Origin of the sequence: Mariniphaga sediminis, assembly GCF_003573545.1 — a bacterium.
GTDB classification, from domain to species: Bacteria; Bacteroidota; Bacteroidia; order Bacteroidales; family Prolixibacteraceae; genus Mariniphaga; species Mariniphaga sediminis.
In genome coordinates this window covers 201533-212772 of the sequence record NZ_QWET01000001.1, presented here as the reverse complement: position 1 = coordinate 212772, position 11240 = coordinate 201533, and the positions used below count along the sequence as shown (strand labels likewise).

Here is an 11240-nt window from a genome sequence, read left to right as displayed (position 1 = left end):
GTTTTATTCATCATAAATTCATTAATTAGATAATAATATTTGTTCAATTTCCTGCATGTTATATTCAGGTGTTGCACCCGCTTTTGAGGCAACAAAAGCACCTGTTGCACAGGCAAAAGCCAGGGAGTCAGGATACGATTTATTGTTTAACAGGGAGGCAATTAGTCCTGCCAGAAAAGCATCTCCGGCTCCCACGGTATCAACCGCATTGACTGTAAAACCCGGATGCTCATAAAAACAGTCTTCGCAAAACAACAGTGCTCCCTTTTCACCTTTTGTCACACAAACCATTTTTGCATTATACTTTTCCGACAACCATCGGGTGAGTTCCCGTTCGTCCATGCTTTGTTTGTTGTACCAAGTTGCAACCCGTAATAATTCATCGTCATTGAGTTTAATAATGTCCGATTTCTGCAGTAATGGTTCAACAATCTCCCTGCTATTGTATGGTGCCCGAAGGTTAACATCAATCAGCTTTACGGCTTCACCTTCAAGTAATTTCATCATAGTATGACGAGTTTCCTGATTACGTGAAGCCAGCGAGCCATAAATCAATATCCCGGATTTTTCCGCATGCTTCAACAAAGAATCTGTTACCTCTATATTATCCCAGGCAACGGGCTCGCAAATTTCGTAAGTGGCGTTGTTGTTTTCATCCAAATGCACTAATACCTCGCTGGTAGGGAGCTGTTTGTCAACCTGTATCAATGCAGTACTCATGCCCGATTTTTCCAGGAATGTTTTCAGTTCATCCCCGGCCTGGTCATTCCCGATACGGCTGGCAATGGACACATTCTGTCCAATAGCATTTAAATGAAGCGCCGCGTTCATAGGAGCTCCACCAGGCTTTGTCCCTGACGGTAATCTGTCCCACAGCACCTCACCAATACATAAAACATATTTGTTTTTAAATTCCATAGACTACTGATTTTATTGTAATGATTCTCTTTTTTCTATTAATACAGCCTGAATTTCTTCCAGTGATTTCCCTTTGGTTTCGGGTAGGATTCTCCATGCGAAAAAGAAATGCAGCAACATCATCACGGCAAAAAATGCGAATGAAGGACCGCCTCCAATATTGGGCATTTTCGCAAATACAGGAAAACCCCAAATTAAAGCAGCCGCAAATATCCAATGTGTAAAACTGCCCAGTGCCTGCCCCTTCGAACGTACCTTATTCGGAAATATTTCAGAAATTACAACCCACAATACGGCTCCCTGAGAAAAGGCAAAGAAGGCAATAAAGCCCATCAGATAAACCATCACACCATATCCGTCCAATTCACTAAAATTACCTGTGAAAAACGACTTCGAAAGCATACCCAGGAAAAATACCATTCCCACAGATCCAATCATTAAAAGGGTCCGTCTGCCATACTTATCAATCAGAAATATGGCCAGAATGGTAAACAGCAAATTAGTAGCGCCAATTGAAACAGATTGTAACAAAGCTGAATTTATGCCAAAACCGGCCATTTCAAATACCCGCGGAGCATATATCATTATCGCATTAATGCCTGCCAGTTGATTAAACGCCGCCATTAAAATGGCAATCATAACAGGAAGTCTGTTCTCCTTTACAAATAATTTCCCATGGGCCAGGTACATCTCTTTTTCTACGGAAGCTTTAACTATTGTAACTTCCTTCTCCGGGTTCTCCGCTTTTATTCTTTCAAAAACGACCAAAGCTTCATCATCACGGTTCTGATTGATAAGCCAGCGGGGACTCTCAGGCACAGAAAAAAGCAATCCAAAAAAGATGGCAGCCGGAATAGACTCAACCCCAATCATCCATCGCCAGGAGGTATCTCCAAACATTTTCAAAAGAAAATAATTGACCACAAATGCCAAAAAGATGGCCGTCACCACAAAAAACTGGTTAAGCAAAACCAATTGTCCACGCCTTTTTGCAGGTGAAATCTCGGCAATAAACATAGGGGTAACCACGGTGATGCAACCTAACAGCACCCCTGTACTAAAACGGAAAAATAAAAGCATTTCCCAGTTTAACGCATTTGTACTTCCTATAGTTGAAAGAATAAAAAGGCCGGAAAGCACAATTAAAGATTTGCGCCGCCCAAATTTTTCCACAGGTTTACCTATTATTAACGTGCCAATGATGGTTCCGATAATTGCAACAGCGACCGTAAAACCCAACCAAAAATTATTCAGGTTAAATACTTTTTCCAATTGTGCAGTAGTACCCGACATCATTGCAATATCATACCCGAACAGAAATCCCCCCAGGGCAATTATCAACGCAACAGCGATTACATTTTGTTTCTTCATAAAATTACAGATTCATTTTGCCCCAAATGTAGATTCATGATACCTTCTGCTCTTTCACCCATGTTACAAAATCACTTCAGAATGTTACATTTCAGCCGGAAATCAATAAAAGATGAAAACATGTTACCCCGATAATACAAATGTTACCTTTGCCCCTCAAAATTGTTTGTTATGAACCGCGATATTCTCCGGCTTGCCATTCCAAATATTGTCAGCAATATTACAGTCCCGCTGCTGGGGCTGGTAGACCTGGCTTTAATGGGACATCTTGGCTCGGAGATATACATAGGCGCCATTGCGCTGGGAGGCGTTATTTTCAATTTTATATACTGGGGATTCGGATTTCTGCGCATGAGTACTTCGGGCTTTGCCGCCCAGGCTTTCGGAGAAAAAAACATTTCCGAAACCGTCACCATTCTGGTAAGGGCGCTGGCCGTTGCACTTTTCACCGGGCTAATCATCCTGGCACTGCAAGTACCCATCGTATGGGTGAGTTTCGAAGTGATTGGCGGCAGCGAAGAAGTAGAAACGCTTGCCCGTCAATATTTCCTCATCCGGGTGTGGGCTGCCCCCGCCGCCCTGGCCCAGTTTGTTTTCAGCGGGTGGTTTTTGGGAATGCAAAATGCCCGCTACCCCATGATAATTGCCATTTCAGCCAATGTGGCCAATATTTTGCTAAGCGTGCTGTTTGTTTTTGGGCTGAATATGAAATCAGACGGCGTGGCTTTGGGAACGGCTCTTTCGCAATACATCGGAATGGCTTTAGCCATCATACTGTTCCTGAAAAAATACCGGAACCTCCTCTTCTACCTCCGGCTTCAAAATGTTTTCGACTTAAAACGGCTATCGGCTTTTTTCCGTGTAAATGGCGATATTTTTATCCGGAGTTTCTGTATTATCCTGGTATTTACCTTTTTCACTTCCAAGTCTGCCAGCTCCAACGATACCATACTGGCCGTCAACTCGCTCCTTATTCAGCTGCTGCTGTTTTTTTCCTTTTTTATCGATGGATTTGCGTTTGCAGGGGAAGCGTTGGTGGGTAAGTTTATCGGAGCGAAACAAAAGAATCACCTGTTGAAGGTAGTGAAACTGCTTTTTATCTGGGGCACCGGATTGGCTTTGCTGTTTACCCTTTTCTACTTTGCCGGCGTTAATTTTATTCTTCACCTGCTCACCTCGCAGGAGGAGGTCCTTCAAAAGGCCCAACCTTTTTTAGTTTGGGTAATTCTTGTTCCGTTGGCCAGTTTCGGTTCGTTTATATGGGATGGCATTTATATCGGAGCCACTGCCTCTCGTGCAATGCGCAATACACTGCTGGCTTCCACTTTTCTCTTTTTTGCCCCGGTTTACTATTTTCTTCATCCTGTATGGGAGAATCATGCACTTTGGCTGGCCATGTCTCTTTTTATGTTTGCAAGAGGAATCATTCAAACATTCCTTTTCAAAAAAGCTATTTCCCTCAAAATACGGAGCGGAGCAGACAGAAAGAACTAAATTGTTTTTGACTTTCATCCTGATTTTCGTATTTTGGGAAATACGCGTAAAGGGATTCACCCGACAATAAAAAGCAGCAAGAAGTACTTCGATGTGGATGCTCCCGTATTTTGGCCATCGGCATTGCTCATTGTGGCATTCATTTCGATAACACTGATTGTGGGCGAACCAATAGGCGCAAAACCTGAAACCGGTACGTAAAAAAATAATGTAAGGGCTTAACCAATTAATGCAGGCCGGAAAAAGAATCAGTTAATTGGCTATTTTCCGGATTAGGCCAACCAGGGCAAGCAATGCCACCGCGCCAATTACCGCGGTTAGCAAATTTCCCATCAACCCACTTTCGATAAAAATTCCAAACTCGTGTAGCAGCCAGTTACCAAACCAGGCGCCGATAACACCAACGATTATATTCAAAAGACAGCCATACCCTTTTCCGCGAACAATAAGCCCCGCAAGGGCACCTGCTACCAATCCGACTAACAAAACATATAACATAGTAAGAATATTTAAATTCTTTCATAAGTTACAAAAACACTCCCGCAAAATAAAGAAGTGGTAAAAAAAAACGGCAGAACCACATCAGGAACAATTCTTTCCTTTATCCCTGCACAGTGTTCACAACTTTCTTGCGCATAGCGTTGTGCCCGGGGATTAAACGTTCATAAAGTATGTACCGTTAGATACAGGATACAACACCTGCCTCAAGCCTTCTTTTTATTTTTCACCCAAAAAGAAAGGAGAATAAATGCGAGTACCAAAATTGCCGGAAGCACTGCCATATTCCGCAATGTCATCTGCGGACCGGCCGTTTCAATAGACTCTCCCATAATGGGCAACACCATTGAGGTAGCAACAAATCCGGCACCACCCAGGATCGACATTCCCAAAGCCCCGGTTTTAGGTGCATACTCAGCTGCGGAACCAATCATTGTGGGCCAGAAATAACAAACGCCAACAGCAAAAACGGCCGCAGATACTACCGTCATAAAAGCGCCGTTGGTCACACTTAGCAACAATAAACCCGCCACAGAGAAAATCGCAGATCCCAAAAGAACTCCCGGAGGGTTCAACCGGTGAATCAACCCTCCCGCAAAGTAACGGCCAACGGCCATTAAACCGGTTACCACAGCCAGAATTATCATGGGATGAACGCCTTTATTTGCCAATAATGCATTAATCCACTGCGTTGTTCCCAACTCCGTGGAAGCAGTAAGCAGCATGCAGGCAAAAATAAACGGAAACAGCAACGTAATTTTATTGACTGCTTTGCCTTCTATGATTATCAAAACGGCAATTACCCCAATTATAAGAAGTGGCAAATAATAACTGCCGGTAATGGCATGAGATATAGACTGAACGTTGGCAGCCAGAATCATAAAAACAACAGCCAGGGTTATGGTTACCGGAGCTCCTACGTTACGCATCATTTCCTTATAACTTACACCCGATGCCACCCGTTCAGTTTCCGGAATTTTTTGTCCCAGGAACAAAAATCCGTAGATACCCAACGGGATAAACAGTAACGCCACAAGCACCTGCCAGGATAAGTTCAGTTGATCAATTACCAGGGCAGCCAGCAGGCTTCCGATTACAATTCCGCCAGGAAACCACACATGGAACCGGTTCAGCATTTTCGACTTTTTATCGGGGAAGAGGGTTGTAACCAGCGGATTACACGCTGCCTCCACACTTCCGTTGCCCAAACCGATAAATACATTGGAAATGAACAACGAAGTGTAATCTTTTGCCAGTAACAACAATACAATACCCACCAGGTGCATCCCGAATGCCATCCAGATAACTGTTCTGGTTTTTACAATGTCGATAAAATAACCTCCGGCAAACATGGCAACAGCAAACCCCCAGAATGCAGGCGCAAAAGCACGCCCAACCTGCTCGGCTGTCAATCCGTAATCGCCGGTAAAAACTCCCTCAATCCTTGCCCGGATAGCAAATGTAATTGCAGTGACCAGAAGGGCCAGGCAACTTGCAATAAAAAGCCTTTTTTGATTTAGATCTTTCATAACTTGGTAATCATTGGTTTAAGATGTAAAAATGTATCGTTCGCTGCTACTTCCCGTCAGTAAGGTACCGAACAGCCTGAAGCAACAGCCTCCTGTAATCCTCCGTTTCATAAGTCCGGTAATCATGACCGGGCTGAAGGTAAATTATTTTCGACGCGTTAAAATGGTTTTCCCAGCCGATTATCTTTTCACTTTTCGGGTGGGTAGTGGTTAAAAGGGGTATTACATTTTCAGAAACCCGGAAGTTTCCGTACACTTCGTCAAAAAAATGCAAACTACTAAATCCTTTGGTAACAGAATGGTTGTGTGGCACCTGAATAAAAACCCACACATCGTGTTCATAAGTTGATTGTTCAGAGACCGCAACCCCTTTTCCCTTTTGGATATATTTCCCTCCGATAAGCTTTTCAAACCGGGGCCAGTTTTGGTACGAAACCAACGCATGGTGCAAAAAAAGGAAAGGTTTTCCCTCCCTGGTCAAATCCAGATAGGCCTGTTTTTCCGTTTCCGAAATATCCTCCCACATATCATAAAAAACCAGCACATCAAAATGCTGCGCCTCTCCGCGGGCAATGGCCCTGTTAGCTTCGGGCTGAGGAAAGTGTGTGTAATCAACATCTTCCAACGAATCAAACAATTGAAAAAACTGAAGGGTATCAAATGAATGGCCTCCGGTCACTAACATTATTTTTACAGGCCGGGCATTCAGGGAAAAATAAACCAGAAGTGAAACAGCAAAGGTCAAAATCAGTCTCATGGTTGTTGCCTTAACTTGTTAGAGAAAGTAAAAATAAAAATTTAATTTACTTTCAGTATAAATTACAACAAAATATCCTTTAATATTCTGATGCTTTGCACCTCATTTTTAAACATCTACTAAATTCAGAGAGGCCATAAGTTACCGGACAGGTGTTTGGTGTCCTGCAACATTTTCAGGAAAATAAATGAGACACCATTTGAAATGTAAGCAGTAACACCGGGCAATATTTGCAGTAGTACGGGCACGTGGAAGGGAAAGCAGGTGCGGTGCACAGAGAAATTTAAACATGATATTTTACCGGAAATATGTTCCATAACTTCCCCGTCAAACGCAACCATTTGGAAATTCGTTTATCTTAAAAAAAAATCCCATTTTTATCCAATGACTGCACGCAGGGAAAAAATAAAAAAAATGGCAGGGTGGTTTTCGGTCATCCTGCTGGGATTGGTGCTATTTACTATAATAATAGCCGGTATCCGTTTTCCGCAGTTTGTCATTAAAAAGCTCACCGATTTCACAGATAAAAAATCGGGGGGCCAGTATGCCCTTTCCATAGGCGAAATGAAATGGAAGGTTTTCCCGTTTTCAGTCAGATTCAGTCAACTGTTATTAACCCCCGACGAGGCCGCGACAATCGGAGAGAATCTTCATTCAAAAACACTATTTACCCTCGGAGCATCCGATATTGTTATGGAGGGCATTAACCTTCGGGCATTAGTCCGCGATAAAAAATTTTCCTGTCAAAAGATGCGCATCGTAAAACCCGATATCGAAATGGAAGGAGAAGAGTTACTGCAAAACGATTCGCTAAAAATGGCAGCAGGCATTGTTTCCCAGATACGCCCGTTGTTTGAATGGGTGCGGGAAGTCGATATCCGGAAAATCGAAATGGAGGAAGCTGATTTTGATTTATACGGAGCAGCGGGGAAAGCCAATTTTATCTCACGCACCGAAAAAGTTTCTATTGACGTACTTGGGTTTAGAACCGATACAGCAATGATTTTAAGGGACGACCATTTTTTTGAAACCGATGACGTTTTTATCCGGATGAACGACTTTAGAAACGAAATGGGTGACAGTCTGCATGTTTTAACCATCGACACCTTGTTGTATTCACTCAAAACTTCCGTTATCCGCGTAGCCGGATTCAACCTTTCGCCCCTTTCCCGCACAACAGGCAACAACCTGTTTGAAGTAACAGTACCCAATGTATATGTTAAAAGCCAGAGCATTACACGTTTTGCCCTCAACGATTCCATCAAAATCAGTTTTCTTGAGTTCGACAATCCGGAGATACAATTCTTTCAGAAAGAAAATCCGGATCGACTGAATCCTGAAGACTTTGATAATTTCGACTTATATACGCTGGTTCAAAATCATTTCAGAAAACTGGAGGTGGACACATTTTTGCTGCGGGGCGCCCACCTCAAAATTTTCAGGCAGCCCGATTACCAGGACTACCGGCAACAATTTGAGTCCATTGACATTACCCTCGAAGGATTTGTGCTGGATTCCACTTCTGCCGCCAACCCGGAAAAACTCCTTCATTCCGATAATCTTGAAATGAAAGTTGCCGGTTACCACCTGCGGCTGGAAGATGATGAACACCATTTCAGGGCCGACTCGCTGTTTGTTTCCACCTTTTCTGACCGGCTGAGTGCCAAAGAAATTCACATTCACCCGGAAAATATAAAGGAAACCACCACCCGCACTGAGGTAAACATCGAATGTAAGGCGCTGAATATCGAAGAGGTAGATTTACGGAATGTGTATCAAACCCGCACGCTGCCCACTTCGCGGATTGAAGTGATTGAGCCTGATGTACATTTATTGTATCACCTCGAAAAAGTAAAGCGAAAAAAGCAGGTGGACGCGGGATTGCTCTTTGAACTGGTGACCGATTACCTGAGGGGAGTTTATGCCAACCTGGTGTACATAAATGACGGGAGATTAGACATAAAAAACAGTTACAGAGGAAATGTACAGGGATATTTTGAAACCCGTTTCGATTTCAGCCTGACAGATTTCAGTCTCGACTCAGCCAGCCTGGAGCGCACCGACAAATTTTTTTATGCCACGAACTTCGACCTGCATTTCTCTGATTACCAGATGAGACTGATAGATGACTTGCACAAGTTACGGGTAAAAAATGTTTCTATTTCGAGCACCAACCAGCGGGTGCAAATTGAAAACCTCGACCTTCAACCGGTCATCGACGATGTAAATCTCCTCGATATGCAACGCTTCAACCGATCGGAGCTATTTCATATCTCCATCCCAAAAATTAACCTCAGCGGAGTGAGCCTGCGCGATGCGTTTTTTTACAAAAAACTATATATTTCGAAGTTCAGCATATCCAATCCTGATATTTATTTTGAGAATTTCGGCGTATTGAGAGCCGGCAAAAAGAAGGTGGAAATCACCGAGTTTTACCAACTTATCTTCAACTATCTGGAAGATTTTGACATCAAACATTTCACTGTCCCTGACGGAAAGCTCACGTGGGTAAACCACACCCGGCGCGGCCGGACGACTTCGTTTGACAATGAATTTTCGGCCTCGCTCGAGAACTTCAGGTTAAACAAGGAAGAACTGGGCAAAGAGCGTCTTTTGTTTTCAGATAATTTCGATGTAACCATCAAAGATCAGGAGTTTGAATTATCAGACAACGTACATGTACTGAAAGGAAGTGAGATACGATTGTCTTCAGCCCAATCTTCGGTGCGTGTAAAAGATGCACTGCTTTATCCGCTGATTACATCGGAGAAATACCACGAACTGGCCACTACATACCAGGTAGCCATCCCTGAACTCAAAATTGAAGGATTCGATTTCCAAAAAGCCTGGTATTCGCAAGAGCCAGAAATCAAAAAACTGGAACTCCTCTCTCCCCGGTTTCAAATTTATACGCAGGAAGGCATGGCCAAACCCCTCGACCTGAATGCTTACCGTTTTCCCCTGCCCTCCTTTGTGGAATCGCTCCGTTTGAACGAACTAAAAATTACCGACGGAGAGGCCATCACACACCAAACCCGGGGAATCGACCATCACCCGCAGGCCCGATTCCTGTTCGATTTTTCCATGCCCGGCATCCTGGTAAAAAACGATGCACAAAACCAGGTGCAGCTCACCAGTAATAATATACAGCTTACCGTTTCTGATTTCAGGGCGCCCATAGACCGGGACCATAACCTTACAATAGAACGAATTGATTTGGACCGCACACAAAAATCCATTGCTATTTCAAACCTGAAAGTAAACCCGTTATTGCCCCGCGCGAAACAAAACCGTTTTTCCATTACAGCCCCCACCATTCATCTTTCTGAATTTGATTTAGATGCCGTTTTAAATGACAACAGTTTTGCGCTCAAAAATATTGACATCGACAGTCCCAAAATATCCATTGAAATAAACCGGCAGGTGAACGACGACACGTTAGAATTTTTACAAACGCTGGATCTTTACCCTTACGTGGAAAATGTAGTAAATCAAATAAAAGTGGATCACCTCCGGCTCAGCAATGCCGACCTCCATTTCAACTGGCTTGAAAAACAATTCTTCAACCAAAAAATCAATATTGGGTTTAGTGACATTCTGATTGGTGAAAACCAGCCTCCAGCCAACCTGCTAAACTCAAGGGAGTTTGAAATTTCGACTACCCACCTTGCCACCAAAAGTACGGACGGGTTGTACCAGTTCTCTGCCGACTCATTTATTTACAATTCAGCCCGCCACCAGGTGCTTCTGAAAAGTATCGGAATTATTCCGCTTATCGAACCGGAATCGTTTCCCCTTCAAAAGGGGTTTCAAACCGATGTAGCAAAAGCCCACATCTCTTTTATCGAGTTGAAAAACCTCAATGAAAAACGGTGGCTGCAGGAGAATATACTGGATGCCGCGGCCTTGAAAATTGGCCCTGGCAGAATAAGTATATTCCGGAATAAACGTTACCCGCTTGATCCTGACCAGCGACCACCCTGGCCACAGGACTTACTGAAGCGGATTGAGCAACCCTTTATTTTTGACTCTGTTATACTCCTCCCAACAAACCTCACATACAGTGAGTTGATGGGAATTACGGACGAGCCGGGAACCATCGAGTTTAACAACCTGGCATTTAACGGAGGACGCGTTTCAAACATAAAGAAAGTATTGCAGCAAAACAGTAATTTAACCCTGGATGCCAGGGCACAACTTCTCGGACAGTCGCTACTTTCTGTGCGGTTTTCCTTCGACCTGAACAGCCCGGAATATGTGCATACGGCTAAAGGTTTCCTGCAACCCATGTCGCTCGTACCGCTGAATTCCATGATCTCAACTTCTGCTCCATTAGCCATTGAAGAAGGGCAGCTAAACCAGTTGGAATTCGAGCTCTCTTTCAACGAAGCCCAGGCAGACGGATTCCTTTATTTCGATTACGACAATCTGAAAATTGCCGTGTTAGACTATAGTAACGACAAAATACAAAAGGCGAAATTTGCCTCCTTTCTGGCTAACAAAATGGCTTTCAACTCCCAAAGCCCTAAAAACGACAAACTCTATCCGGTGGAGATCTCCTATGTGCGCGATGAACAGCGCTCTGTTCTTAACTATTGGTGGAAATCAATCTACTCCGGAGCGAAAAAAGTGTTGGGGTTGGAAGAGCCGGAATAACTTTCCCCATATTCCCC

General features: G+C 43.6%; 8 protein-coding genes. 3 read left to right on the top strand and 5 right to left on the bottom strand.

Annotated features, from left to right (window positions below):
• Positions 1-21: 21 nt before the first annotated feature.
• Together D1164_RS00725 and D1164_RS00720 are read right to left on the bottom strand one after the other, a co-directional pair.
• On the bottom strand, positions 22-918 hold the full coding sequence (locus tag D1164_RS00725) for a carbohydrate kinase family protein (protein WP_119348015.1): 897 nt from the start codon (positions 916-918) through the stop codon (positions 22-24).
• 12 nt (positions 919-930) lie between these two features.
• Positions 931-2289 (bottom strand): sugar porter family MFS transporter, encoded by a 1359-nt coding sequence (locus tag D1164_RS00720; RefSeq protein ID WP_119348014.1) that lies wholly within the window; start codon positions 2287-2289, stop codon positions 931-933.
• Positions 2290-2460: 171 nt separating this feature from the next.
• Between D1164_RS00720 and D1164_RS00715 the strand changes: the two genes are divergently transcribed.
• Both D1164_RS00715 and D1164_RS23690 read left to right on the top strand, forming a co-directional pair.
• Positions 2461-3783, top strand: coding sequence for an MATE family efflux transporter (locus D1164_RS00715; protein ID WP_119348013.1), 1323 nt, complete (start codon positions 2461-2463; stop codon positions 3781-3783).
• A gap of 33 nt (positions 3784-3816) precedes the next feature.
• Entirely contained in the window at positions 3817-3984 is a 168-nt protein-coding gene (locus tag D1164_RS23690; protein WP_172594261.1) for a hypothetical protein, read from the top strand.
• 51 nt (positions 3985-4035) lie between these two features.
• Here the strand turns inward: D1164_RS23690 and D1164_RS00710 are convergent, their stop codons facing one another.
• The 3 genes from D1164_RS00710 to D1164_RS00700 form a co-directional block, all read right to left on the bottom strand.
• Complete coding sequence (locus D1164_RS00710; RefSeq protein ID WP_119348012.1) at positions 4036-4281, bottom strand: GlsB/YeaQ/YmgE family stress response membrane protein; 246 nt, start codon at positions 4279-4281, stop codon at positions 4036-4038.
• Between the two features lie 206 nt (positions 4282-4487).
• Positions 4488-5810, bottom strand: a complete 1323-nt coding sequence (locus D1164_RS00705) for an MFS transporter (RefSeq protein WP_119348011.1) — start codon at positions 5808-5810, stop codon at positions 4488-4490.
• A gap of 46 nt (positions 5811-5856) precedes the next feature.
• Positions 5857-6567: a ThuA domain-containing protein gene (locus D1164_RS00700; protein ID WP_119348010.1), complete on the bottom strand. Its 711-nt coding sequence runs from the start codon at positions 6565-6567 to the stop codon at positions 5857-5859.
• A 414-nt stretch (positions 6568-6981) separates the two neighbouring features.
• On the opposite strand from D1164_RS00700, the gene D1164_RS00690 reads away from it, so the two are divergent.
• Positions 6982-11223, top strand: coding sequence for a hypothetical protein (locus D1164_RS00690; protein WP_147371974.1), 4242 nt, complete (start codon positions 6982-6984; stop codon positions 11221-11223).
• The last annotated feature ends 17 nt before the right edge of the window (positions 11224-11240 follow it).

Excerpts from the sequence above, each read along its gene's own strand:
- D1164_RS00710 (WP_119348012.1), bottom strand. The coding sequence starts at position 4,281 with ATGTTATATGTTTTGTTAGTCGGATTGGTAGCAGGTGCCCTTGCGGGG.
- D1164_RS00715 (WP_119348013.1), top strand. The coding sequence starts at position 2,461 with ATGAACCGCGATATTCTCCGGCTTGCCATTCCAAATATTGTCAGCAAT.
- D1164_RS00720 (WP_119348014.1), bottom strand. The coding sequence starts at position 2,289 with ATGAAGAAACAAAATGTAATCGCTGTTGCGTTGATAATTGCCCTGGGG.
- D1164_RS00690 (WP_147371974.1), top strand. The coding sequence starts at position 6,982 with ATGGCAGGGTGGTTTTCGGTCATCCTGCTGGGATTGGTGCTATTTACT.
- D1164_RS00705 (WP_119348011.1), bottom strand. The coding sequence starts at position 5,810 with ATGAAAGATCTAAATCAAAAAAGGCTTTTTATTGCAAGTTGCCTGGCC.
- D1164_RS00700 (WP_119348010.1), bottom strand. The coding sequence starts at position 6,567 with ATGAGACTGATTTTGACCTTTGCTGTTTCACTTCTGGTTTATTTTTCC.
- D1164_RS00725 (WP_119348015.1), bottom strand. The coding sequence starts at position 918 with ATGGAATTTAAAAACAAATATGTTTTATGTATTGGTGAGGTGCTGTGG.